The sequence below is a fragment of the Hydrogenovibrio thermophilus genome, from assembly GCF_004028275.1.
Lineage (GTDB): Bacteria > Pseudomonadota > Gammaproteobacteria > Thiomicrospirales > Thiomicrospiraceae > Hydrogenovibrio > Hydrogenovibrio thermophilus.
The window spans coordinates 1,135,997-1,162,122 of record NZ_CP035033.1 but is presented as its reverse complement, the minus strand read 5'-3'; the positions used below and the strand labels follow the sequence as shown (position 1 = coordinate 1,162,122).

The 26,126-nt window shown below is 52.4% G+C and carries 21 protein-coding genes; 9 read left to right on the top strand and 12 right to left on the bottom strand.

Annotation, left to right across the window (positions count from 1 at the left end):
- Positions 1-208: 208 nt before the first annotated feature.
- From EPV75_RS05380 to hrpA, 3 genes are all read right to left on the bottom strand, one after another.
- Positions 209-1,318 (bottom strand): GGDEF domain-containing protein, encoded by a 1,110-nt coding sequence (locus EPV75_RS05380; protein ID WP_192894043.1) that lies wholly within the window; start codon positions 1,316-1,318, stop codon positions 209-211.
- Between the two features lie 208 nt (positions 1,319-1,526).
- A complete protein-coding gene (locus EPV75_RS05375; RefSeq protein WP_128384714.1) occupies positions 1,527-1,964 on the bottom strand; it encodes a GNAT family N-acetyltransferase in 438 nt (145 codons plus the stop codon).
- Positions 1,965-2,036: 72 nt separating this feature from the next.
- Entirely contained in the window at positions 2,037-6,038 is a 4,002-nt protein-coding gene (hrpA, locus tag EPV75_RS05370; RefSeq protein WP_128384713.1) for an ATP-dependent RNA helicase HrpA, read from the bottom strand.
- A gap of 188 nt (positions 6,039-6,226) precedes the next feature.
- Here hrpA and EPV75_RS05365 point away from each other — a divergent pair, with 188 nt between their 5' ends.
- Complete coding sequence (locus tag EPV75_RS05365) at positions 6,227-6,781, top strand: DUF2975 domain-containing protein (protein WP_128384712.1); 555 nt, start codon at positions 6,227-6,229, stop codon at positions 6,779-6,781.
- Between the two features lie 11 nt (positions 6,782-6,792).
- A complete protein-coding gene (locus tag EPV75_RS05360) occupies positions 6,793-7,002 on the top strand; it encodes a helix-turn-helix domain-containing protein (protein WP_029937800.1) in 210 nt (69 codons plus the stop codon).
- A gap of 89 nt (positions 7,003-7,091) precedes the next feature.
- Here EPV75_RS05360 and EPV75_RS05355 read toward each other — a convergent pair whose 3' ends face one another.
- A complete protein-coding gene (locus EPV75_RS05355) occupies positions 7,092-7,355 on the bottom strand; it encodes a helix-turn-helix domain-containing protein (protein ID WP_225972410.1) in 264 nt (87 codons plus the stop codon).
- 247 nt (positions 7,356-7,602) lie between these two features.
- Between EPV75_RS05355 and EPV75_RS05350 the strand changes: the two genes are divergently transcribed.
- Both EPV75_RS05350 and EPV75_RS05345 read left to right on the top strand, forming a co-directional pair.
- On the top strand, positions 7,603-9,378 hold the full coding sequence (locus EPV75_RS05350; protein ID WP_128384711.1) for a putative bifunctional diguanylate cyclase/phosphodiesterase: 1,776 nt from the start codon (positions 7,603-7,605) through the stop codon (positions 9,376-9,378).
- A 121-nt stretch (positions 9,379-9,499) separates the two neighbouring features.
- Complete coding sequence (locus EPV75_RS05345; protein ID WP_128384710.1) at positions 9,500-12,115, top strand: plasma-membrane proton-efflux P-type ATPase; 2,616 nt, start codon at positions 9,500-9,502, stop codon at positions 12,113-12,115.
- A gap of 56 nt (positions 12,116-12,171) precedes the next feature.
- Here the strand turns inward: EPV75_RS05345 and EPV75_RS05340 are convergent, their stop codons facing one another.
- Positions 12,172-12,921 carry a slipin family protein gene (locus tag EPV75_RS05340; RefSeq protein WP_029937796.1) on the bottom strand — a complete coding sequence of 250 codons (750 nt, stop codon included), beginning with the start codon at positions 12,919-12,921 and terminating at the stop codon, positions 12,172-12,174.
- Positions 12,918-14,318: an NfeD family protein gene (locus tag EPV75_RS05335; protein WP_225972409.1), complete on the bottom strand. Its 1,401-nt coding sequence runs from the start codon at positions 14,316-14,318 to the stop codon at positions 12,918-12,920. Before EPV75_RS05335 ends, EPV75_RS05340 begins: the two co-directional genes overlap by 4 nt.
- Before the next feature lie 297 nt (positions 14,319-14,615).
- Between EPV75_RS05335 and EPV75_RS05330 the strand changes: the two genes are divergently transcribed.
- Positions 14,616-16,625 carry a heavy metal translocating P-type ATPase gene (locus EPV75_RS05330; protein WP_225972408.1) on the top strand — a complete coding sequence of 670 codons (2,010 nt, stop codon included), beginning with the start codon at positions 14,616-14,618 and terminating at the stop codon, positions 16,623-16,625.
- 27 nt (positions 16,626-16,652) lie between these two features.
- Here EPV75_RS05330 and EPV75_RS05325 read toward each other — a convergent pair whose 3' ends face one another.
- Positions 16,653-17,081 (bottom strand): tautomerase family protein, encoded by a 429-nt coding sequence (locus EPV75_RS05325; RefSeq protein WP_128384709.1) that lies wholly within the window; start codon positions 17,079-17,081, stop codon positions 16,653-16,655.
- 199 nt (positions 17,082-17,280) lie between these two features.
- Between EPV75_RS05325 and EPV75_RS05320 the strand changes: the two genes are divergently transcribed.
- The gene (locus tag EPV75_RS05320) at positions 17,281-17,646 is read left to right on the top strand and encodes a NirD/YgiW/YdeI family stress tolerance protein (protein WP_128384708.1); all 366 of its coding nucleotides are present in this window, start codon (positions 17,281-17,283) and stop codon (positions 17,644-17,646) included.
- 8 nt (positions 17,647-17,654) lie between these two features.
- Positions 17,655-18,359: an SDR family NAD(P)-dependent oxidoreductase gene (locus EPV75_RS05315; protein ID WP_128384707.1), complete on the top strand. Its 705-nt coding sequence runs from the start codon at positions 17,655-17,657 to the stop codon at positions 18,357-18,359.
- 91 nt (positions 18,360-18,450) lie between these two features.
- On the opposite strand, the gene EPV75_RS05310 is transcribed toward EPV75_RS05315, so the two are convergent.
- From EPV75_RS05310 to EPV75_RS05295, 4 genes are all read right to left on the bottom strand, one after another.
- Positions 18,451-21,624, bottom strand: coding sequence for an efflux RND transporter permease subunit (locus EPV75_RS05310; RefSeq protein ID WP_128384706.1), 3,174 nt, complete (start codon positions 21,622-21,624; stop codon positions 18,451-18,453).
- Positions 21,625-22,755 carry an efflux RND transporter periplasmic adaptor subunit gene (locus EPV75_RS05305; RefSeq protein ID WP_128384705.1) on the bottom strand — a complete coding sequence of 377 codons (1,131 nt, stop codon included), beginning with the start codon at positions 22,753-22,755 and terminating at the stop codon, positions 21,625-21,627. It abuts the gene before it with no gap.
- Positions 22,756-22,919: 164 nt separating this feature from the next.
- Positions 22,920-23,528, bottom strand: coding sequence for a hypothetical protein (locus EPV75_RS05300; RefSeq protein ID WP_128384704.1), 609 nt, complete (start codon positions 23,526-23,528; stop codon positions 22,920-22,922).
- Between the two features lie 162 nt (positions 23,529-23,690).
- Positions 23,691-24,239 carry a hypothetical protein gene (locus EPV75_RS05295; RefSeq protein ID WP_128384703.1) on the bottom strand — a complete coding sequence of 183 codons (549 nt, stop codon included), beginning with the start codon at positions 24,237-24,239 and terminating at the stop codon, positions 23,691-23,693.
- Positions 24,240-24,412: 173 nt separating this feature from the next.
- Between EPV75_RS05295 and EPV75_RS05290 the strand changes: the two genes are divergently transcribed.
- The gene (locus EPV75_RS05290) at positions 24,413-24,742 is read left to right on the top strand and encodes a hypothetical protein (RefSeq protein ID WP_128384702.1); all 330 of its coding nucleotides are present in this window, start codon (positions 24,413-24,415) and stop codon (positions 24,740-24,742) included.
- A gap of 5 nt (positions 24,743-24,747) precedes the next feature.
- On the opposite strand, the gene EPV75_RS05285 is transcribed toward EPV75_RS05290, so the two are convergent.
- A complete protein-coding gene (locus EPV75_RS05285; protein ID WP_128384701.1) occupies positions 24,748-25,317 on the bottom strand; it encodes an NAD(P)H-dependent oxidoreductase in 570 nt (189 codons plus the stop codon).
- 134 nt (positions 25,318-25,451) lie between these two features.
- Between EPV75_RS05285 and EPV75_RS05280 the strand changes: the two genes are divergently transcribed.
- Positions 25,452-26,045 (top strand): TetR/AcrR family transcriptional regulator, encoded by a 594-nt coding sequence (locus EPV75_RS05280; RefSeq protein ID WP_128384700.1) that lies wholly within the window; start codon positions 25,452-25,454, stop codon positions 26,043-26,045.
- The last annotated feature ends 81 nt before the right edge of the window (positions 26,046-26,126 follow it).

Here is a 26,126-nt window from a genome sequence, read left to right as displayed (position 1 = left end):
ACGAGCCAACACCGTTGCACTTTACTCGCCGCCGAAAATCATTCAAAACCGCTCTCTCGAGAGAAAAAAGCGTTCTGTGTTTATCTTAATGAAAATCCACCAGGCCTGGGAATTTTTTATGGTCATCTTCAAGATGGATTCAGGTTTCGGTCAAAACACCCATTGCTCAAGCCGGATGCAAGCAAGGCGCTTCAACCCTGTGATGCCACTATGCCGCCACTTGATTCCGACCGTTCGCCTTGGCTTCATACAATTTTTGGTCAGCCGCATTGAATAAACCGAAGAAATCGTCTTCCTGCGACGGAATACGGCACGCCACACCGGCGCTGATGGTTACATACGGCTTCACTTTGGACTGCTCGTGCGGCAAACCCTTGGCTTCGACCTGCTGCAACACCGTCTGTGCCAAATGGACCGCATCCTTCAATTCGGTATTGGTCAACACCACCACAAACTCCTCGCCTCCGACGCGGGAAACGATGTCGGTGCGACGATGCACACAGGCTTTCAACACCTCAGCCACTTCCACCAGACAATCGTCCCCCGCCAAATGGCCGTAAGTATCGTTATAGGCTTTAAAGTAATCAATATCGAACAAAATCACCGACACCGGCGTCTGATCATCATAGGCTTGGGTGTACGCTTTTTGGGAAAAGGCGTCGTATTTGCGGCGATTGAACAAACCGGTCAGGGAATCGGTTTCCATCAACGTCCGCATCCGTTGCTCCATACCCTGATTCAGGCTGATGAGAAAGTAGGTCAACATACCGATCATCAGGTAAATAATCACCTGATTGATGGTGTAATTCACTTGAACCAATTCCATCGGCATGGGTGTAATCGGCGGAAAGTGATTGTGGAAATAATTCACGCCCAAGTAAATACAGAACACCGTGATATTCAGCATCATCGAGAAACGGTTCAGTCCGAGGAACAGGAAAATCGCAATGGGCGCCACCAGGAAAAACAGCGAATCGCCCCCTGCCTGCTGGAACAGCAGCCCCATCAAGGTGATGGTTATCAAGCCGGAAAACACAATCAGCAACTTGGCAGCCCAGTAACGGTGCCGGGCATTGAAATAGAACACCCCGAAAGCCATGATAAATTGAAAGAACGGCACCAGTCCTTGCCATAACGGCGCATGCAACTCCGGACGGCACACCAACACATACAGGTAAAACAACGGGCCGACAATGGCGGGGACCATAATGGCCGTGGCCGTCACATTCACAAAACGCAGCATGCGCAGCTCTTGATACCCCATATCGTCATGGGCACCGATGTCGAACACACGCGTCAATTTGGACAAAAAGGACATGATGAAATTACTAAACCTGACTGAATGGAATGGCGACCGGGCCGCTTCGGAAAACGGACGCGTTGAATAAAGTGACAACATTGTCACGTTTAAAACCCATTTTACTCCAGTCCGGTTGATTTGAGAAAGTGAAAAACCGTGAAGTCACAAAAATTTGATTTGAGTCAGCTTTGATGTCGTCAGCTTAAAACAACGTCAAAACGTCAAGTCAAGACGGCTGAGACGATGCCACCCGGAACACAAAATGCAAGCTGTTGCTCTCAAAGCCTTCCCGATCATAAAAGCGATGCGCGTCTTCACGTTGACGCCCCGAATCCAAATGCAGTTGCTCGCAGCCATTTTCGACGGCATGCACTTTCAACCAATCCATCAAACGCTTTCCGGCGCCTTTCGAACGGTGTGTTTCCTCCGTCACCAGGTCGTCAACATACAACGCCTTGCCCCACGCCAGTTTACGCACAAACACAAAACCGGCCAGCGCTCGAATGTCGCCATCCTGTTCTTCACATACCAATTGATAGCCTTCACTTTGCTGCTGTTGCATTCGCGCGATGATTTCCGCGACCGTCAGCGCCGGACGCAATTGTTGCATCACGGTCGCGACGGCAGTCAGGTCGTCACCGGGTTTTATTAAACGAATCGACATGGCAAATTCCTCCGAACCAAAACAGAGTCCCGCTTCAATCCGGCCTCTGTACGAATCATTTATCGGTTTCAGTTATAGGTTTTTCAGTTGTTTCAATAAACGTTGCACCGATACCGGCTTGACGGTTTTCATCGGTTGGGCAAACAAGGATAAGCGCAATTCTTCCAGCAGCCAACGCATTTCCACCAGGCCTGGGTGATTTCGATAGGCGGCATCCTGCGCCAGACGTTCATAGGCTTCCAACACCGGTTGCATTTCCCGGATGGCCTTTTGGTCTTTGGTCGGGTCGATATCGATTTTTTCTAAACGTTTTTCCAGCCCTTGTAAATACCGCGGCATCTGACGGAACCAGGTTTCCGGCGTGGTTCGCACGAAGTCTTTATCAATCAAGGCATCCAACTGAGCACGGATGTCCGCCACGGACGCCAGCCAACGCGGGTTCACCTTACCTTTGACCTGCTTGGCGATTTTCTGATGTCCGGTGAGAATATCGTTAACCTGTTTGGCAATGCCCTGCGCGGTTTCAATCCATTTCGAACGCACCGTTTCCAGCGTCTGCTCGTAAGCCGCCTGGGTGCGGATGGTTTCCGGTTCCGGCACCAATTGACGCAAGGCGCGGTCGATGACCTGTTGCGTTAGGGCGTCGCACGTCCCGTAAGGCGCATAGCATAAGCAGGCTTTTTGCATCGGCAACTTCTTCTGCAAATACTTGACCTTATCCGGCAGATTCAACGCCAACAAGGTCCGCACCGCTTCACCATGCTCGGCCAATGCCGTTTCCTCATCCCCGACCAAATCCAGTTCGATGATGTCACCTTCCGCCTCCGGCCGGCAACGCAAAGCGGGATACGCGACCATTTCCACGCCTTTAGCGCGAATGGTCTGGGAAGGTGCCAAATCGCCAAAGTTCCATTCCTCCACCCTTTGACTGTCGGTCGCGGTTTTGGCCTGATGTTTCTGAATGCGGTCGTCCACCAGATGTTGATACTCGGTTTTCAGGGCTTCCAGATCGGCCTTCTCGGCAATGGTTTTGCCCTTATCGTCCTGCAAGACGAAATAGGGTTGCAGATGTTCCGGCAAGGCCTCCGGCAGACCGGCGTTTTCAAAATCCGCGCTCGCCACCTTCTGCTGACCACGACGATTCAGCGCCCACACCAACTGAGTGACGTAATCCGCCGATTGCCCGTCCAGCTTTTTCGTCGGTGACATTTCCTGCAATACCACTTCTGCGGTCTGCGGCGCCGGAATAAACTGTTTTCGAAGTTGTTTCGGCAAGGCCTTGATGTAGAAAGCGGTTTTTTCTTTCAAGAGACCCGGCGTCAGCCAATCGAAATCGGACTTTTGCACTAGGTTCAACGCCGATAACGGCACTTTCACCACCAAGCCATCTTGCTGCTTGCCCGGTTCAAAATGGTAATCGACATCAAGTTCCAGTTGATTCTTGACCTGGACCTGGTCGGGGTATTCCACCGCCAACCCGGCGTCCACCGACTGTTTGAGCAGAAAATCACGCGTCAGTTTCAAAGCGTCAATGGTTTCCGGGGCCTGCTGTTCGGTTTTCTTGACCCATTTTTCAAACGCCGGTTGGCTGTAAATGTGTTCGGGAATCCGCGCCTGATAGAATTCATACAGCACATCCTCTTCCACCAGAAAATCGGGGCGCCGCAACTTGGATTCGATGTCGTGAATCTCGTCAATCAAACGACGGTTATGCGCCAGAAACGCCACCCGGCTGTGCATTTCCCCTTCCACCAGCGCGTGACGCAGGAAAATTTTATGGGCTTCTTTGGGATTAATCGGCCCGTAATTGCAGCGTCGTCGGTTCACAATCGGCAACCCGTATAACGTCACTGATTCAAAGGCACCGACTTGCCCGGCCTTTTTCTGCCAATGCGGATCGGTGTAACTGCGTTTGACCAAGTGCGGCGCCAGCGCTTCCACCCAGTTGATGTCAATGAGGGCATTGTTACGGGCATAGAGCTTCGAGGTTTCCACCAGCTCGCCGGACAGCATCCATTTCGGTTTGCGCTTGAACAACACCGAACTCGGGTGGATAAACAATTTGGTGTTACGCGCGCCCAAATAGGTATTTTCGTCGTCGCGCATGGCGATATTGCCCAACAACCCGGCCATCAAAGAACGGTGCACCGCCATCGAATGCATGTCCGACAAACGTTCGGTGACCGTCTTGCCCTGCTTCACTTCTTCATACAGGTGCAGATCGCCGACTTTCACACCGATGCGTTTCAAACTCATCTCCAACTGGAAAAACAAGTCGTGCCATTCTTTCATTCGCAGATAGGACAGGAAATTGGTTTTGCAGAGTTTGCGCAGTTTGTTTTGACTCAAATGACGGCGTTTATCTTCGTAAAAACGCCACAGATTGAGGAAAAACAGGAAGTCGGAACGCGGGTCTTCAAAGGGTTTATGCGCTTGGTTGGCGGCCTGACGATTGGCTTCATTCATATCGCGCGGGTCTTGAATGCTGATGGCCGAGGCAATCACCAGCACTTCGGCCAAAACACCGTTCTTCTGCCCTTCCAGCACCATCTTCGCCATCCGTGGGTCCAGCGGCAGTTTGGCCAGCTGGCGGCCACTGTCGGTCAAGCGGCGGTTTTCGTCCAACGCGCCGATTTCGTGCAATTGACGATAACCGTCATTCACCGCCTTGTCTTCCGGCGGTTCGATAAACGGAAAATGTTTCACCGCGCCCAGCTTCATTTGCGTCATCTGCAAAATCACCGTGGCGAGTGAAGTGCGGTGGATTTCCGGCGGCGTAAAAGCCGAACGACTGTTGAAATCGTCTTCATCGTACAAACGGATGCACACCCCGGAACTGACACGGCCGCAACGCCCGGCCCGTTGATTGGCCGAGGCCTGGGAGATTTTCTCAATCGGCAAACGCTGCACCTTGGAGCGCACCGAATAACGGCTGATTCTGACCAGGCCTGGGTCAATCACGAACTTGATGCCCGGCACCGTCAAGGACGTTTCCGCTACATTGGTCGATAAAATCACCCGCCGCTTCTGCGACAATTGAAATACCTTGTTCTGCTCTGCCATGCTCAAACGCGCGTACAAGGGCACGATTTCGGTGTTTTTCAAATGCTGTTTGCGCAGGTATTCCGCAGTTTCCTTGATGTCGCGTTCACCGACCTGAAACACCAGCACATCCCCGAACGGGTCAATTTCCGCCAATTCTTCCAACGCATAACCGATGGCGGTGGGAATGTCCTGTTCGAATTCATTGCCGTCGTCGTCTTCGATTTTCACCAAAGGGTTGTAGCGGACCTCCACCGGATAGGTCCGCCCGCTGACTTCGATAATCGGCGCACCCTCAAAAAATTGCGCAAAACGTTCGGTGTCGATGGTGGCGGACGTGATGATGAGTTTCAAATCCGGGCGCTTCGGCAGCAGTTTTTTCAAAATACCGAGCAAGAAATCGATGTTGATGGACCGCTCATGCGCTTCATCGATGATGATGGTGTCGTACTGATTCAAAAACGGGTCGTTCTGGACTTCCGCCAGTAGAATCCCGTCGGTCATCACCTTCAACAAACTTTGTTGATGCACCTGGTCGTGAAACCGCACCTGATACCCGACCAACTCGCCCAGTTTGGAGCCGAGTTCTTCGGCAATCCGTTCCGCCACGCTGCGCGCTGCCAAACGTCTCGGCTGAGTACAGCCGATTCGGCCGAAAATACCGCGCCCCGCTTCCAGACAGATTTTCGGAATCTGGGTGGTTTTCCCCGACCCGGTTTCCCCGGCAATCACCACCACTTGGTGGTTTTGAATGAGATTCCGAATCTCCTCACGGCGTTCCGCCACCGGCAAGGTGCCATAGGTGATTTGCGGCACCGCTTGCCGGTTGGCGGCCACCGCCTGCACCGACGCCGTCAAACGGGCCTGAAATTTTTGCCAGGCCGAATCATCCTGCAACGCCTCGACATCCGCGTCCGAATCGAGTTTGAAGCGTTCGAATTGCCGCTTCAAGGCAAACCGGTCTTTCGACAAGGTTTGCTCAAGCGCCTTGATAATCGACGGTTTATCGTTGAATTGGATGGAATCGGCCATTGGGGATTTGAATCGTATGAAAAATTAAGAAAGGAATTTTACGCTAGTTGGGCCCTTTCGGCAAAAGACGCGACTGGCAAACCGCCACCATTTATAGAAATAATTAAATTTCATTAAAAAATTATTGTAAAACGATAATTAATAATTATACTGATGCTTGAGTTCAATCATTTTTGACGGAGTGCCACATGAACCAAACGAACCAAAACCTATCCCGCATTCAATCCTTCAGCCGAACCTTCCGGCTGCTCACCCGCTTTCTGATGGTCGCCGTACCGGTGTATTACGTGATCTACTGGGTGTTCATCAACTATCTGCCCCAAACCCTGATCAACGTCAATACCGCCGCACAACCGATTCTGGACAATACGCTTTCCGTCCCATTACAATGGCTCGGCTTTCTGGCCGCGCTGCCGGTGGTCCTGTCTTTGATTTACGGGCTGGTGAACATCGATAGACTGTTTCGTTATTACCAACAGGGCATTATTTTTTCTTACCAGCAGGTGCGTTTATTCAAGCACATCGCCAAGGCGTTACTGCTGTGGGTGGTCACATCCATGCTTTACGAATCGGCCAAGAGTGTTGTATTCACTTGGCAAAACCCGCCTGGAGAACGGCTGTTAACGGTTGGTTTCGGTTCCGCCGAATTGATGATTATGATTGTCGCCGCCATGACGTTTTTCATCGCATGGGTGGTGGAAGAAGGGCAAAACTTGTCTGAAGAACAAAAGTACACGGTGTAAAGGGAAATCGAATGGCGATTATCGTGAATCTGGACGTTGTGTTGGCGCAACGTAAGATGAAATCCAATGAACTGGCCAAACGGATCGGCATTACCGAACAGAACCTGTCGATTTTAAAAACCGGCAAAGCCAAAGCGATTCGGCTTTCCACGCTGGAAGCCATTTGCGAGCATCTGGATTGCCAACCGGGCGATTTGCTGGAATTCAAACCCGACGACTGAACCCACCGGTTTTAACGACAAACCTTTCCCCGAAACGCCCAGGCCTGGGCGTTTCAAGCATTCACCGTTTCAACCGGGATGACTCAGCTCTAATCCATATCGAAGAACTTCTGCTCCGGCACCTTCAAGGCTTTGGCGAGAAAAGTCACCTCAAAATCCGTCACGCGTCGAACTCTTGCTTCTATTTTTGCGAGCGTGCTTCGGCTAATATTCCAACCAATCAAATTGCACTTGGCAACCAATTGCTCTTGGGTAAAAACGAAACCTTCCCGAACGGTTTTGACTCTTGGCCCAATCTTATTCATATGTATTGCTCCACACTGGACCTTGATTTTTGCAAAACATGAAGACATAATTGCTCCCATAATAGAGCAAAGCAACTTTAATTCCGACGAACGGGAAATTCTCTCCGTCGCCGGGGGCAATGATGCAAGAAGCGTGCTCAAAGCCGGTTAAGACCGACATAACAAGTAAACGATTATCGTTTTTTCCTGGCTTTTAAAATACGAATCATCAGCAGTCTGAAAATAAGTGGTAGAACCGTGGTAGTTTTTTTAAATAAATAATCGAGCGTTTTATAACGCAACCCAAGGCGACTAAATGGAATTAAACAGCATGACCCTGGCCATTTCCCTCAGCATCTTCACCTTGCTCATCTTAGGTTTCGTGTTATACCGCCACAAACAACTGCACTTTCTCGCCCTCGCTTTCGAGCACCTCCCCAAACCCATTATCATTACCGACCAACGGGCACGTATCCTCACCGTCAACCGTGCGTTTTGCGACATTACCGGCTATCCGCCGGAAGATGTCATCGGACAAACCCCGGCGGTTTTCAACTCCGGCCGACAGGACGAAAGCTTCTATCGGCAACTGTGGTACGAACTGCAGCGAAACGGCCACTGGCAAGGCGAGGTCTGGAACAAACGAAAAAACGGTGAAGAATATGCCGAGCGCCTCACCATCGCCTCTTTTCGCTACCCTTTCCGTAAGCAACGTTATTACGTCGGTACCCTGACGGATATTTCCCAAAACAAAGCAGACGAAGCCACCATCGAACGTCTCGCCTACTACGATACTCTGACATTGCTCCCCAACCGAAAACTGTTGGAAAACACCCTTCAAAAAGCATTGAAAAAACCGAATGAAACCAAGGCCAGTGGCGCCGTCCTGTTCATCGACCTGGACGACTTCAAGAGCTTGAACGACACCTGTGGTCATGGCATGGGCGACTTACTGCTGGTGGAAGTGGCGCGCCGCATTCATGCCTGCCTGGATTTCGAGGACGCCACCGTCGGCCGTTGGGGCAGTGACGAATTCGTCGTCATCCTGGAAAACCTGTCTTCAAAATTGGCCTTGAACGACGCCATCCAGCAAGCCGAATGGATTCAAAGCAAACTCAGTGAGCCTTTCACCTTGAACGGGTTGGAATACTTCAGTGCCTGTTGCATCGGCATCGCACTGTTCGATCATCGCCATTCCGCCCAGGAGCTGCTTAAAAAAGCCGACAGCGCCCTACACCACGCCAAACGTTCCGGCCGAAACTGCATTTACACCTTTGACCCGTCCATTCAACAGGCATTGGTGCAGAAGCTGGAGTTGGAAAAAGACCTGCGACATGCCTTGAACGAAGCTCAGTTCGAGCTTTACCTGCAACCCCAAGTCAATTCCGGCGGTTGCTTGATTGGCGCCGAAGCCTTGATTCGTTGGAACCATCCACAGAAAGGTATGATTTCCCCGGCCGATTTCATTCCACTGGCCGAAAAAAGCGGGTTGATTGTCGGCATTGGCGACTGGGTTCAGGAAGAAGCCTGTCGATTATTGGCCGGGTGGAAAACACACCCTACTCTTGCGAAAGCCACTTTATCCATCAATGTGAGTGAACAACAGCTCCGCCACCGCGATTTTGTCGCTAAAACCCTCAACAGTTTGAATGTGTGTGGCATCGAACCCGCTCAACTGAAGCTGGAAATCACCGAAAGCGCCGTTATGCTGAACCTGGACGAGTGCGCCGATAAACTCTGTCAGTTGAAGCAGCACGGCCTGGAGTTTTCCATGGATGATTTCGGAACCGGCTACTCTTCCCTTTCCAATATCCGTGCCCTGCCGCTGGACCAGTTGAAAATCGACCAGTCGTTCGTTCGCAATCTGTTGGAAGATAAAAGCAATCAAACCCTCACACAGACCATCATCACCATGAGTGAAGCGCTGGGCTTGGAAATCATCGCCGAAGGGGTCGAAACCGAAGATCAGAAACTCGCCCTGGAAGAAATGGGTTGCCACCTTTTCCAAGGGTATTATTTCGGCAAACCGCTCGCTTACACGGATTTCATGGCCTATGTCGAAACCGCCGGCGCCTGTTTCAAAAACAGCTAAATATCATTGGGTTCGACGATATTTCGTCAGAAATTTTTGACTGTCCGGTCCAGTTTGATTATGTTTATCCTGTTGAAGGCACAACCCCAAACCTCCTTCCCTGCCACCAGGATTCGGCCAGATGAACAGAATCGAACTCAGAAACACCGACGACTACCATAGCCAGCAAGCGGCGGACACCCTTTCCTATTTCGAGGTCTCGCCAGAGCAAGGTCTGAGTAAAAACGAGGCTCAGGCCCGTTTGGAAACCTTCGGACCCAATGAAATCATCGAAAAAGAAGAACCGCTTTGGCACCGTATTTTCCGACGTTTCTGGGGACCGATTCCGTGGATGATTGAAATCGCCGCCCTCTTGTCGGCCATCGTCCAGAAATGGGAAGATTTCGTCGTCATTCTCATCATGTTGCTGATTAACGTGGTGCTGGACTTCTTTCAAGAACACCGTGCACTCAACGCCCTGAAAACCCTCAAACAACAGGTTTCATTGGAGGTGCGCGCCCTGCGGGACGGCCAATATTGTGCATTACCCGCCAAAGAATTGGTCCCCGGCGACATCATCCGCATTCGCATCGGCGATGTGGTACCGGCCGACGTGCAACTGCTCAGCGGCGACTTTCTGTCCATCGACGAATCGTCCTTGACCGGCGAATCCTTACCGGTCACCAAGCGCCAAGGCGAAGTCGCTTACAGCAACACCGTGGTCAAACAGGGCGAGATGGTGGCCGTGGTGGTCAATACAGGACGGCATACGCGATTCAATGCCGTGGTGTCGCTGGTGGCGAAAGCCTCTTTGGAAGAACGCAGCCACTTCCAAAAAATGGTCATCAAAATCGGAAACTTCTTGATTTTGATGACCTTGGTTCTGGTCGCCATTATTCTGGTGGTCGGTCTGTTCCGTCACGAAGACATGCTGGAAATCGCCCGTTTCGCGCTGGTGCTGACCGTGGCCGCCGTACCGGTGGCCTTACCCGCCGTCCTGTCGGTCACCATGGCCGTCGGCGCGGTGAACCTGGCGCGAAAACAAGCCATCGTTTCACGCCTGACCGCCATCGAGGAACTGGCCGGCGTGGATATTTTCTGTTCCGACAAAACCGGCACCCTGACCAAAAACGAAATGCAGGTGGCCACGCCACTGGTATTCGATGGCTACCATGAAGAACAGTTATTTACTTACGCCGTTCTGGCTTCCCGCCAGGAAAACCGCGACCCGATTGAACTGCCGTTATTCCATTATCTGGATGAACACTTTCCCGAAACCGACTGGCAGCAATGGACCCAACACGATTTCACCCCCTTCGACCCAGTGAACAAATATACGTCGGCGCAGGTCGAATGCGGCCCTCAGCAGTTGACCGTGTTCAAAGGCGCCGCCCAGGTGTTGTTGGAAATGGCGGACATTGACGGTAACGAGCTCATTGCCATCCATCACAGCATCGACACTTTTGCCGACAAAGGGTATCGGACGCTGGCCGTCGCGGTTCAAACCGAAAACGACCGCGTCCGGCTGGTCGGCTTGATTCCACTCATCGACCCGGAACGAGAGGATTCCGCCGACGTCATCCTCAATATGACCCACAACGGCGTGCGCGTCAAAATGATTACCGGCGACAACGTGGCCATCGCCCGCGAAATCGGCCATCGTCTGGGGTTACGGCAACGCAGCATTCGCTCCGCCGAGCTCTCTGGCAAAGGCAGCAATGAACTCATCGGCTTCGCCAAGGCGCTCAGCAACGCCCTCTATCAACGCTTGCACCCGGAAGTCAGTCACCAGGCTGCGGAAGCCTTTGCCGAGGACGTCATGGCGTCCTTGGAACAGAATTTCGATATGGAAATGCTGACCCGCGAATTCATTCACACCCACGAATCGGTGTTGATTGAAACCCTGGAAACCGTCGACATCTTTGCGGAAGTGCGTCCGGAAGACAAATACACCATTATCGACACCTTGCAAAAAGCCGACCACATCGTCGGCATGACCGGCGACGGCGTTAACGATGCACCGGCATTGAAAAAAGCCGACTGCGGTTTCGCCGTCTCCAATGCCACCGATGCCGCCCGAGCGGCGGCAGACATCATCCTCACCTCACCGGGGTTATCGGTCATCAACCACGCCATCGAACAAGCCCGCATCACCTTCGAGCGCATGAAAAGCTATGCCACCTTCCGCGTGGCGGAAACCATCCGCATCATTCTGTTCATGGCCTTGAGCATCGTGGTGTTCAATTTCTACCCGATTACTCCGTTGATGATTATCCTGTTGGCGCTCTTAAACGACATTCCGATTCTCGCCATCGCCTACGACCACACCAAGGTGCAGAACAAACCGGTGCGCTGGGAAATGCATTCGCTGTTGACCGTTTCCACGGTGCTGGGCATCAGCGGCGTAATTTCATCTTTCGTGTTATTCTTCGTGCTGCTGGAAATGGGCATCAGCGAAGACATGATACAAACCCTGCTGTTTTTGAAACTGATTGTGGCCGGGCACAGCACCCTTTACATCACCCGCACCGAAGACTGGTTCTGGAAACGCCCTTGGCCGTCACCGTTGTTATTGGTCGCCACCTTCGGGACGGAAATCCTCGCCACCTTCATTGCGGTATACGGCCTGTTCGTCACCCCGATTGGCTGGGAATACGCGCTCTACATCTGGCTGTATGCGTTGGTGTGGTTTGTCATTAACGACATCATCAAAATGCGCGTGCGCAAACTGCTCAACAATAAACCGGCCCTAGCCTGAAAACGAAAACGCCCAGGCCTGGGCGTTTTTGATACAGGTTGAAATAAGTGTCGAGGCTATTTGCCGTGTTTAAACAGCGAATCCACCATTTCCATCGGCAGCGGGAACACAATGGTATTGGAACGATCATTGGCAATTTCCGTCAAGGTCTGCAAATAACGTAATTGCAATGCCTGCGGCTGTTTGGAAAGGATTTGTGCCGCTTCGAACAGTTTTTCCGACGCCTGCATTTCCCCTTGCGCATGGATGACTTTCGCGCGTCGCGTCCGCTCGGCTTCGGCCTGTTTGGCAATGGCGCGAATCATACTTTCATCCAAATCGACGTGCTTGATTTCCACATTGCTGACTTTCACGCCCCAGGCGTCGGTTTGCTGATCCAACACCGTCTGAATATCGGCGTTCAACCGATCCCGCTCCGACAGCATTTCATCCAATTCATGCTGCCCCAGCACCGACCGCAAAGTGGTCTGCGCTAATTGGCTGATGGCATCGTTGAAGTGTTCGACCTGAATAATGGCTTTATCCGGCTCAATGACCCGAAAATACACCACCGCGTTCACATGCACCGACACGTTATCGCGCGAAATCACGTCCTGACTCGGCACATCCATCACCACCGTCCGCAAATCAACCTTTTCCATTTGCTGGATAATTGGAATCACCAAAATGAACCCCGGCCCTTTCACTTTCCAGAAACGCCCGAGCATAAAAATCACCCCGCGTTCATATTCGCGCAGGATACGGATGGCACTGACGAAAAAAACCAGCACCACCGCCAGTACGATGTATAAAGCATAAGCCGTCATGATGTCGCCTCCTCTGTTGTAGCTGAATCCGTTTCAATCGGCATGACCTGCAAAGTCAGGTGTTTCATGCCCGTCACGCGAACCGTTTGATTCTGTTTCAAAGGCACCTCGGACACCGCTTGCCAATGTTCGCCGTGAACGATGACTTGCCCCTTGCCGTTGAAATCCGTTAAGACCACCGCTTCACTCCCGACCAATTCCTGCAAGCCGCTGACCACCGGCTGACGATAGGATTTAAATGCCAGATGCACCACCGCCGCCACGACCAACACACTTAGCACGGCAAAAGTCACGATGACCGACAAATCGATGCCGAACCCCGGCGCATCGGTGTCCATCAAGATAATCGAACCGATGACAAACGCCACCACCCCGCCAATGCCGAGAATGCCGAAACTGGGTTCAAAGGCTTCCGCCACCATCAAACCGATGCCGAGCAGAATCAGCGCCATGCCCGCATAACTGATGGGCAGCAGTTGAAAGGCATACAAGGCCAAGACGATGGCAATGGCGCCGATGGTTCCCGGCACGATGCCGCCCGGATTGAGAAATTCGAAAATAATGCCGTACACCCCGACCAGCAAGAGAATATAGGCCACATTCGGATTGGTGAGCACACTCAACAACTCACTACGCCAATCCGGCGGCATCTCCACCACTTCCGCACCGGCGGTGTGTAGCACCAGCCGGCGCTGATTCAATTGCACTTCACGCCCGTCAAGTTGCTGTAATAAATCCCAGGTGTTGTCGGCCATCAAGTCGATCACGTTCAACGCCAAAGCTTCCTGTGCGGGCAAGCTGGCGGCCTCCCGAACGGCTTTTTCCGCCCAATCGACATTGCGCCCGTGCAGCTCCGCCAACCCGCGAATATAGGCCACCGCATCATTGACGGCTTTACGTTTTGAGGCGTCTTGAGGTTGACTGGGTTTCGCAGATTCTTCCGATGGGTCTTGAGATGGTTTCGGCAATGAAATGCCGCCAATTTGCACCGGCGTGGCGGCGCCGAGATTGGTGCCGGGGGCCATGGCCGCCACCGGGCTAGCGAAAAGAATATAGGTGCCCGCACTGGCCGCACGCGCGCCGGACGGTGCGACGAACGTCGCCACCGGCACACTGGACGCGGCAATGTGTTTGATAATGTCACGCATCGACGAACTCAAACCGCCGGGCGTATCCAGTCGCAACACCACCAATTCGGCGCGCCGGGCCTCCGCCTTCGCCAACGAACGTTCAATGTAGTCCGCCGTGGCCGGACCGATGGCATCATTCACCGTCAGTTGAATCACTTCCGGTGATTTGGACTTTGCCGACGTCTCCGCCAGCGCAGGGCTCTGAACCAATAGAACCAGCGCCATCATCAGTAAAAACCACCGATAGAACTTTGCCAACCGCTGCATCGCGCCTCCTTTGCCCTCATGACCGACAAGCGGTCGAGTGCATCACAAGTGCCGAGACTTTTACTTTACGCTTCTTATTTAAAAATTTCTAATGAAACCGTAAACCTCAATACTTTTATTTTAAAAACAACACTTTCGACCAGGCCTGGGCATTTTTAGGTTCCGTCGAATTCGCCGCTGAGGACATTTTGACCCGGCAAAGAAAGTGTTTTAGCATAGAGGCTCGACCCTATGTTTTGTTTTGAATTCCATTTTGAATTCCGTTTTGATATTAAACTTGGTCGAAAAGGAGGCCCCATGCAGGACGCAACGCACAGCCACCACCATTCTTCCGAGCACGACGCTCACGCCGGCCACTCTCCGGACATGTTCCGCGAGAAATTCTGGTGGAGCTTCTGGCTGACGGTTCCCGTCGTCATCTGGTCCCCGCACATCCAGTCCTTATTAGGTTTCCAAGCCCCCGATTTTCCGGGTTCGACCTGGATTCCCGCCATATTATCCACCTTGATTTTTGTTTACGGCGGTCGGGTATTTTTGCAGTCGGCCTGGCACGAACTGCAGGCCAAATTACCGGGCATGATGACCTTGATTTCCCTGGCGATACTGGTCGCCTTCCTGTTTTCCTGGGTGGTACAACTGAACTGGCTGGACGCCCAACCTTTGTGGTGGGAACTGGCCTCATTGATTGTCATCATGCTGCTGGGCCACTGGATTGAAATGCGCTCCATCCATCAGGCCCAAGGCGCTCTGCAAGCCCTGGCGAAACTCTTACCGGACACTGCAACCAAACTGACCGACAAGGGCGAGCAGGACGTGCCCGTCGCCGAACTGACGGAAAATGACCGTGTCCGCGTCCGGCCAGGCGAACGCTTGCCGGTGGATGGCACCATCGAAAACGGCGAAAGCGACGTCAACGAATCGATGATTACCGGCGAATCGCAGCCGGTCAAAAAAAGCCCTGGCGATACGGTCATCGCCGGCACGGTGAATGGTTCCGGCTCCTTGGAAATCAGCGTGACCCACACCGGCGACAACACCCAACTCAGCGGCATCATGCGCTTTGTGTCCGAAGCGCAAAAATCCAAATCCCGCGCCCAGCATCTTGCCGACCGTGCCGCTCAATGGCTGACCGCCGTTGCGATTGCCAGCGGGGTCGTCACCCTGATCGCTTGGCAATGGGCCGGCGCATCGCTGGACTTTTCCATTATCCGCGTGGTGACGGTTCTGGTCATCGCCTGCCCGCATGCTCTGGGCTTGGCGGTGCCGCTGGTGGTAGCCATTTCCACCACCATGGGCGCGCAACATGGCCTGCTGATACGGGACCGACGCGGCCTGGAAGAAGCCCGTCGACTCGACACGGTGGTCTTCGATAAAACCGGAACGCTCACGCTGGGAGAATTCCGCGTGGTCGATTGCACAACACGGGATACGGAATCGGATGAATCCCTTTTAAAAATCGCTGCCGCGATTGAATCGGAATCCGAGCACCCCATTGCCCAAGGCATCGTGAACACCGCCAAAGAACGTGAATTGTCCTGGCCGAAGGTCGAACATTTCCAAGCCATTTCCGGCCAAGGCGTGAGCGCACAACTGGACGGAAAATCGTATCAAATGGGCGGCAATGCATTATTGAAAAGTGAAAATATCGAATTGCCCAAGCCGTTGAAAGACGCCGCTGATCAGGCTTCAAAAAACGCGCAAACCGCCATCTTTCTGATTCGTGACCGCCAAGCCATCGCGACCTTTATCGTGGCGGATGCGATTCGCCCCGAAAGCCGGGAAGCCATCGAATCCTTACATCAACAAGGTTTGAATGTCGCCATTCTCACCGGCGACGCTCAGGCAGTGGCCGACAGCGTGGCCCAACAGCTTGGCATTGATACGGTGATGGCCGAAGTTCGGCCGGAGGATAAAGCCAAACAAGTTGAAGCGCTCCAAGCCAAAGGGCAACGGGTGGCGATGGTGGGCGACGGTGTGAACGATGCACCGGCACTCGCCACCGCCGATGTCGGCATCGCCATTGGCGCAGGCACCGATGTCGCCGTGGAAGCCGGCCACATTGTTCTGGTGCGTTCCGATCCGCGAGATATTCCCAAAATCACCCGTCTGTCGCAACGAACGTATCGCAAGATGGTACAAAATCTTTGGTGGGCGGCCGGTTACAATATCGTCGCCATTCCATTGGCTGCCGGCGTTTTAATGAAGTGGGACCTGTTGTTATCACCGGCCGCCGGTGCCATTCTGATGTCAATGAGCACCGTCATTGTCGCCATCAACGCTCAATTGATGAAACGTCAACCGCTCTGAATGCAACCGAACGAATTGGACGATTGATTACGACTGCATCATTTTCATGAGTTCGGCCAAATGGTAGATTTGCCCGGCGCCGCCCCAGTTGCCGTCGGCCACTTCATGAAACAGTACCCAGACACGCGCGGCATTGAGAACATTATGATCGGTGCCTTCCAACCGTAAAACGCACTCGGTCAATTCATGGGTCAAACGGGCTTTGCGGTCGTCGTCCAAGGTGTTTTCAAACACCGTCACATCGAAACGGTAATGCGGTTTGTGCATCGGTTTGCCGCCGACAAATCCGGTCGTTTTCGGATGTTTATTGAGATAGGTCCAGGTCAGCATCCGTGCTTTGGGGTTTTGTGCCATGCCTTCCAGCTTGAGCAAAGCCTCAGTGGCTTCCTCGGCTAATTGCGCTTCCTGCTCGGCACGGAATGTCTCTTCGGGAAAGGTGATTTGAATCAACGGCATATTCGACCTCGTACACAATTTAAACAGGTTTAGAAAGTTTCGGGTTTCATTAAGTTTGCACAATAACCGAACTCTACGCAACGATAATGGCTTTGAACCCGTTTCCCTCGCTCAGACGCTTTGCAGACCGGCCGGTTTCGGGTATGCTGTTGGTTCCATGAACCGCCATGATTCATTTTCACACACTTGGAGAAACGCCATGCCATTTCGTTCCATGACACGCGCTGCCGGTTTTGTCGGCGCCTTGCTTTTGAGTTTTTCAGTCAATGCCGCTTATGTCGGCCCTTCCAGTGAAGACCAACCTCGAAGCGTCAAACAGATTCTTGCAAACCCTCAGGATGACCAATTCGTCGTCCTGAAAGGGTATCTGACTCAGCAGGTGTCCAGCGACAAATATATTTTCAAGGACGACACCGGCGAAATTCGCGTCGAAATCGATCACGACCTCTTCACCTCCGACCCGATTAAAGCCGACACGCTGGTGGAAATCCGTGGCGAAGTCGAAAAAGATTTCCTGAAAACGCCAGAAATCGATGTTGATCATCTGTCAATTGTCAAACCGTGAGGACGGCCATGAAACGCCCTTCCGTGTTAATTACCGGCGGCAATAAAGGCATCGGTCTGGAAACCAGTCGTTATTTCTTGGGCAAACAGCACCGTGTAATCGTGCTGGCGCGCGATTTCGACAATTTTCCACTTTCCGGCTCGGACCACGTCACCACGCTGGCTTACGACTTGCAGAACCTGGAAAGTTTGCCGGAATTAATCGACCATCTCGGTCAGATTGATGTACTGGTCAACAATGCCGGTGTCATGCACTCCCTGCCCTATCACGATTACCCGCAAGCGAAAATCGATCAATTGATGCGTTTGAACCTGGAAGCGCCGGTTCGCCTCATGGAAATCATTGGCGCGCGCATGGCCGAACGTGGCCACGGCCGCATTGTCAATAACGCTTCCATTGCCGGGCAAATCGGCCATCCGGACGTCTGGTACGGCATCAGTAAAGCGGGCCTGATCAACGCCACCAAAAGCTTCTCGAAAATTTTCGGGCCGCAAGGCGTGCTGATTAATGCCGTCGCCCCCAGCCCCGCGGAAACCGATATGCTGGATGTCATTCCCGAATCTCGCCGGGCGGCCTTCAAACAAAACACCATTTCCGGACGTTTCGCCACCGCCAAAGAAGTCGCCGACACCATTGGCTGGCTTGGCACCGACTCGCCGGAGTACATCAACGGCGTCTGCATCGACATCAACAACGGCGCCTTCCCCCGCTAGAACGGGTTCCCCAAATAGCAAAAACGCCCAGGCCTGGGCGTTTTTTTCAATTCAAGCGAAGCACTCAGTTCATGCCTCTTTAACCAAACCGTCAGGCCTTTTTCAGGTCGTCGTCATGCACTTCCGGAATACCCGCGGCCCGGTCCGGATCCATTCCGAACAGCTTGGTTTTAACCCCTTCACGCAGGCTTTGGAAGAACACATACAGCACCGGAATAAAGAAGACGGCAATGGCCGCGGCAAACAACATGCCGCCAATGACCGTGACCCCAACGAAATAACGGCTCACCGCACCGGCACCGGTGGCGAACAGCAACGGCAGAACCCCTAACAGGAAAGCCAAAGCGGTCATCATCAACGGACGGAAACGCAGGTGAGCGGCATCAATCGCAGCGTTGACAACGGTTTCCCCTTCTTCACGCCGCATTTTGGCAAATTCCACCATCAAGATGGCGTTCTTACTCGCCAAACCGATCATCAGAACGATACTGATCTGGGTATAGAGGTTATTGTCCATGCCCGGCAGCAAATACAGCGGCAACAAGGAACCGAAGACCGCAATCGCCACCGAAGTGATGACCGACATGGGGACCGACCAACTTTCATATTGAGCCACCAGGAACAGATAGGCGAACAGAATGGCCAAGGCAAAGATGAACACCACCAAGTCGCCGGCTTCCAACTCCTGTAACGTCATCCCCGTCCAGGCGATTTCATAGGTCTTCGGCATTTCTTCCTTGGCCAACTTTTCGAAGGCGTCAATCGCTTGACCGGAGCTGAAATCCGCCCCGGTTTGCGCGGAGAAGGACGCCGTACGATACATGTTGTAGCGAGGAATCGACAAAGGCCCCATAATTGGCTTGGATTCGACCACGGAACTCAAAGGCACCATATTGCCGTTTTTGTTGCGCACTTTAATCAAGTCCAAATCGGACATCGCCATCCGCTCATCCGCTTCGGACTGGATAATGACGCGATAGGTTTTGCCATAAAGGTTGAAATCGTTGATGTACAAGGAACCCAGATTCGATTGCAAGGTATTGAAAATATCGGAAATTTCCACCCCGAGCACCCGCGCTTTTTCACGGTCGATATCAAGATAATATTGCGGTACATCCGCGGAAAAGGTCGAAAACGCTTGCTGGATGCCGTCAACCTGATTGGCCTTAAACATCAAGCCACGGGTCACGGAAGCCAACTCACTGGAAGGCCCGCTGGCCAAATCCAAAATTTGCCCTTGCAGACCATCCGCCACCCCAAGACCACTGATAGCAGGCGGCGAGAAGGCGAAGGAATCGGCTTCCGGGAATGTACTCAGGCGAATATTGGCTTCACGCAAAATTTTCTTGGCCGGATTGTCCGCGCGTTTGCTCCAATCTTCCAGCGACAAAACCACAAAGGCCGCATTGGACGCCGAGCCGGACATGATACTGTAACCGTTGATGACAATGACGTCCCGCACCCCTTTGATTTGACCCAAGCTGTCGGACACCTTACGGGTAAAGTCGGTGGTCCGCTGCAAGGATGCACCGTCCGGCAACTGGATATTCGCCATCAAGGCTCCACGGTCTTCGGTCGGCAAGAAACCGGACGGCACGTTTTGGAACATATAACCGGCGCCAAACACAAACAGCAAAAACGCCAGCATGCTCATTTTATAACGGGAAATCATGCGTTTCGCCACGGCCACATAACCGTCACGCGCCTTATCCACGCCTTTGGCAAACAAGCCCAGGAACCCTTTCGGTTCGGCATCTTCGGGACGCAGCAACAAACGACACAGTGCTGGCGATAAGGTCAAGGCGTTAATCGAGGAAATCACCACGGCCATCGCAATCGTCAATGCGAACTGTCGATAGAACTCCCCGGTGATCCCCGGCATAAAGGATACCGGCAAGAACACCGACAACAACACTAAGGTTGTCGCCACCACCGGCCCGGTCACCTGACGCATGGCTTCACGGGTGGCACGACGGACATCGGTTTCGCCTTCCGCCAGAATCCGCTTGACGTTTTCGACCACGATGATGCCGTCATCCACCACCACCCCGATGGCGAGAATCAACGCAAACAAGGTAATCATGTTGATGGAGAAGCCGAACACATAAAGCAACGCCATAACCCCGATCAAAGACACCGGCACCGCAATCGATGGAATCAGGGTCGCTCGCCAATCACCCAGGAACAGGAAGGTGATGATGACCACCAGCGTAAAGGTGATAAAGAGTGTCTTGACGACCTCTTCGACGGATGCCCTGACCGACGCCGTCGTGTCGTAAAGCACTTCATACATAAGCCCTTCGGGGAAGCGCTTAGACAAGACTTCCAGCTCTTTATAGACCTCATCGGCCACCGCCATGGAGTTGGCGCCCGGCAACTGGTAAATCGCAATGGAAGCGGTCGGTTTATTGTTCAGGTAGGTCGAACCGTCGTATTCCTGAGTCCCCAGTTCCACGCGTGCGACGTCTTTCATATACACCACGGAACCGTTGTCGTTGGCACGAACGATAATGTTTTCAAATTCGGAGACTTCCGCCAAGCGCCCTTTGGCTTGCAACGTATACTGGAACGCGGGCTTTTTCTCGCCATATGGCGCTGCACCGATCTGTCCGACCGAGGCCTGAATATTCTGCGATTCGATGGCATTGGAAATGTCTTGCGGCGTGATGCCCAAGGCTTGCATTTTCAGCGAGTCCAACCAAATCCGCATCCCGTAATCCAGGGTAATGAACTGGGACACGTTCCCCACCCCCGGCAAACGTGCCAGCGAATCTTCCATGTTGATGGATGAATAGTTACTCAACCAGATGCCGTCTTTGTCCCCTTCCTTGGTGGACAGATTGATAATCATCAACATACTGCTGGATTGCTTTTTCACCGAAACACCCTGACGCGTCACGTCAGCCGGTAATTGCGGCTGGGCTAACGCGACCCGGTTCTGGACGTTTACGGCGGCAATGTCCGGATCGGTACCGACATCGAAGGAAACATTCAGGGAATAATAACCACTGTTACTGCTGTTGGAAGACATGTAGAGCATGTTTTCCACACCGTTGACCTGGGTTTCAATCGGAATGGCGACGGACTCTTCCACCACCTCGGCACTGGCCCCGGGGTAGGTGGTGGTGACGCTGACCACCGGCGGCGTAATATCAGGGAACTCGGCCACCGGCATCAGTTTCATGGTGATGAAACCGACTAAGGTGATGACAATGGAAATGACGAGCGCGAACTTAGGACGATCGATAAAGAAAGCTGAAAACATTTATTTCGTTGCTCCCTTCGCCTCAACAACATTCACTTTCATATCCGGGCGGACCTTTTGCAGGCCTTGTACCACAACCTGCTCGCCTTTTTTCAAACCGGATTTGATGGCCCAATCGCCGTCGATTTGACGCCCGACGTCAACACGCCGTTCTTCAATCTTACTATTGGCATCCACCACCAAGACAAAATAGCCTTTTTTGTCTTTCTGAACCGATTCCTGCGGCACCACCGGCAGAATGTTTTGCTTATTCAAACCAATGGATACGGTCACATATTGTCCCGGGCGTAAGGTATGTTCCGGGTTCGGGAAAGTGGCGCGCACCTTAACCGTATTGGAGGTCATATCCACCTCCGGCCCCATATAGGTAAACTCGCCTTTATGGTTGTATGTCGTTCCATCCGACAACACCAGGGTGGGCACCGCCTTGAGGTTTTCATCACCGTTTTGCATTTGCAGATTGCGGGTTTGGAGCAGTTTCTTTTCGCCGATTTCCACCGACACGTAAATCGGGTCGACACTGGTGATGGTCGCCAGCGGATCACTGGTGGTCTTGACCAGGTTGCCTTTGGTGTAGTTGGCAATGCCGATCACGCCGTCAATCGGGCTGACCACATCGGTGTAACTCAAATTCAATTTGGCTTGTTCCAACGCCGCTTGCGACAATTTCACCTGTGCTTTGGCGGTATCACGTGCCGCTTCGGCCGCATCCACGTCCGACTGGGAAATCAAGTCCTTTTTCAGCATGTCCCTTTTACGTTCCAAGTCGGCCGCGTTGTTCTTCAAGGTCGCTTTGGCGCTCATCAGATCGGCTTCACGTTCTTTCAAGGCGATTTGATAAGTGTCTTTCTCGATGTTGAACAGCACGTCCCCTTCCTTGACCATCGTGCCTTCCACGAAGTTACGCTTTAAGAGGAAGCCTTCCACACGGGCACGCAAGTCCACGGTTTGAATCGCTTCGACTCGACCGGACTGTTTGATTTCAGGGGAAACATTTTTGGTATCGACCGTTTGCACCACCACACTGGGCAAAGGGCGTTTCGGTTTGGCACTGGTATCGGCCGCTTGGGCCGTCGAAAGAAAACTTGAAGAGATGCAACAAATCGCCAGAAACAATGTTTTTTTAGACATAGAGAATTTCCGTTTGAACGTCAAAGGGTTGTATCGGCATGCCACTCTCGGTCTTTATGGTTATTTGAGTGTCTGATACATGCCGGTAACACGCATAATTATGCGTTAGTTTAACGGAAATTCAGAAAGGATTGCTAAAACATTACGCTGGAATACGAAGAAAGTTATCTTTTCATCATGGTCGCCGCTTTTGCGCGTAATGTCTCCAGTTTTTGGACTTGTTTTTCCAAATCTGCAATCAGCGCTTTACCCTCCGGACCGGACGCTTGGATTTTGGCTTTCAGGTTCTGTTGCAAGGCTTCTGCCTTAGCACGGATATCCGGGTCTTGAAACGCTTGCTGCTGACGCATTTGGAAGGCTTGTTGACGTTTTTGGAAGTCTTGAATTTCGGCTTGCGTCGGCTTTTCCTGTCCGGTGTTGTATTTATCCACCATCGCTTTCAACGCATCCAACTCTTTATCGGCATCATAACCACCGGAAGACATTTTTTTCGAAATGGCTTGTTGCAAGGCGTCCTTTTGTTTGACCAAATCCGGATTTGACTGATAAACCTTGTCTTGAATCGCTCGCAACTGCTCTTGGGTTTTCTGCAACGCCTGCTGGGTTTGCTGAACCTCCATCATCAACTGCTTTTGCTCTTCAGTCAGTTGCGGCATGCCTCCGCCACCACTATGCGGCATCGGCGGCTGAGCCATAACCTGGCCGCCAAGCGAAATGGAAGCCGCCAGGGCCATGACCGAAACAAATCTGGAAAGGGAGAGAGTCAATCGCATAGTGTGTCCTTAGTCGAGTATTTTCAGAAGTACAGATGAGCACCCTAGCATAGCGCAAGGCAAAAAGAAACCGACACGAACCGGATTCAGAGTTTCGTCAGAGAGTTTCGTCAGATTCGGCTCCACACAAAAACGGCCATCCCCAAAACAGCCAGGCCTGGTTTATTTGGATGATTCCGGCAGTTTCATTTCAATATCAATGGAATTCAAATCCGTGCGTTTTTCACCGGTTTGCACCCCAACACCGACATTGACCTTCACATCCTCATCCTGAACGCCCAATTTGACATTGTATTTGTCTTCATCGTCTTTATCCGCCCCTTCATAGCTGTAATTGAACACCCGTTTTTCGATGGGCTTATCCGGCAATAAATCGTTGATGGACGGTGCTTTTTCAGGCCCATCCAACGGAATGTCGGCGGCTTTCATTTGCGGCCCATCATGCGATGGCAAAGTGTCTTTTTGCGGCAACCTTAAGTTCAAGGGCGCCTCCAGTTCCTCTTGCGACGGCGCTTCATCAATGGTGGGCGGCACTTTCACCGGCGCAACCGATTCGATCCCGGAATCCACGTCCGGCGATTCAACCGGACTTGGCGAGTCAGTCATGGCGGGGGCGTCCGTTTCACGGAATTCCTCACGTAATGACCAAGTGATAGCCACCACTCCGGCCACCACCGTTATCAACACCAACCATTTCAAAAAACGCGCCATAACATTCACTCAGATGCTTACCCTGTGGAATCCGTTCCACTCTCCCGTTTCATTCTCTTTGGAGGTAAGATAAGGCCATTCACACGCCTTTTCAAGAGACGATTGCATTTACCACTCTGCCAAAAACCGCTAATATGAAACCGTGACCGGTTCGAAACCAGCGGAGGCACCAGATGAAATCAATAAATTCTCCTAGCGATCACGACGTCATTGACATCAAACAAACCCTAAAAGCCCGCCAGCTTCTGGAATGCTTCGACCTCAACCTAATCCGTTTGAACGACACGGGTTTACGAGAAGACGAAGAAGAAGTCGATACGTTGGAAATGCTGTCCGGGTGCTTGGAAGAAGCGATTGAAAACGGCGTCGACCCCGTCGATTTGCAGCAGCGCGCCAATCAACTGGCGCAGTACGCTTTACGGCAAGGATACGACCAACACGCGGTGGAAAACCTGCTGACCATGCGCCCGAATCCGAACGGCAAGCGCCTGCAAAACGATTGACCGGTCTATAAGGATTTTACCAGTTGCCCGGCCTGTTTAATCCAGCGTGAGCGTTGTGCCGCATCACTGCCAATCACCGCGCCAAAACGGCGGTGATGGCGCACTTTGACCCCGCAAAACCCCATCACGGCCCGTTTCATCTGTAAACGGTCTCCGGCCAGAAAATACCACTGAGCGATTTTCGGCGTATCGCACGTATTGAGAATATCCGCCGTCTTGCCCTTCAATAACGGCACCAAGCGCCCTTTTTCGGTATAACGAAACGCCACACCGCTGGCGAAGGCCCGATCCAAGAACCCCTTCACTCTGGCCGGCATGCCGCCCCACCAGATCGGGTACACCAACACCAGATGATCGCTGTCTTGTAATAAGGCCTGGGCTTGACGAATATCGGGTTCGAGGTCTTCCGGATTTTCAAGGCCGTTGGGTGTACTGTCGAAATCCAATTCAAACAGATTCAGCCAGTTGACTTCATGCCCGTGCATCTCCGCTTCGTCGGCATAGGCTTCGGCCAGCGCACAGCATAAGCTGTCTTCTTTCGGGTGACCGTAAAGCATGAGAATTTTCTTTGACATCCATTACTCCAAAACTGGCTGAGACATAATTCGGCCCAATGTAAACACCGTTAACAATTGACATTATAATCATGTCGATTAAAATGTAAACACTGTTAACTTCTGTTTTCTCAACATCGCTCAAAGGAACTCCCGTGGCGCATTACCATCATGGCAACCTCAAACAAGCCCTGTTAAACGTGGGACTCCATTTCATCAAGCAGGAAAAGCCATTGACCATTCGCAGCCTTGCCAAGGCCGTGGACGTCACACCGGCCGCCGTATATCGACACTTCACCAATAAAGAAGCCCTTCTGGCCCAATTGGCAGAGGAAGGCTTCAAAAAAATGCACCAGGCTTTTTCCGACATCAAAGCGCCAACCGCCAAAGAACGTCTGTTTCGTATCGGTGAAGCCTATATACATTTTGCGTTAAACCACCCGGAACACTTTCACATCATGTTCAGTCGTTTCGACTGGCATTCCGAAACCTTTGACGAATTGACCGAACTCGGCAACGCCACCTTTGAGTCGCTGGCCTCGACCTGCCGGGAGCTGATGCCCGACGAAACCCAAGCCGAATGGTTGATTGCCGCCACCTGGTCGCAAGTGCACGGCTACGCCATGCTCTCATTACGCAAATGCACCGACAGTTGCGAACAACCCGAACTTTTTCCAAACGATGCCGCCGTTATCCGACACTTGATTGAAACCACCTGGGGGCCTCATTTCCCAGAATCAGACCGCTGAACCCACAATCTCATCCTGTTCAAAAAAGAAACCCACCGTGGTAAAAATGCGACACATCGTAATTTTTAGCCATCGCCTTGC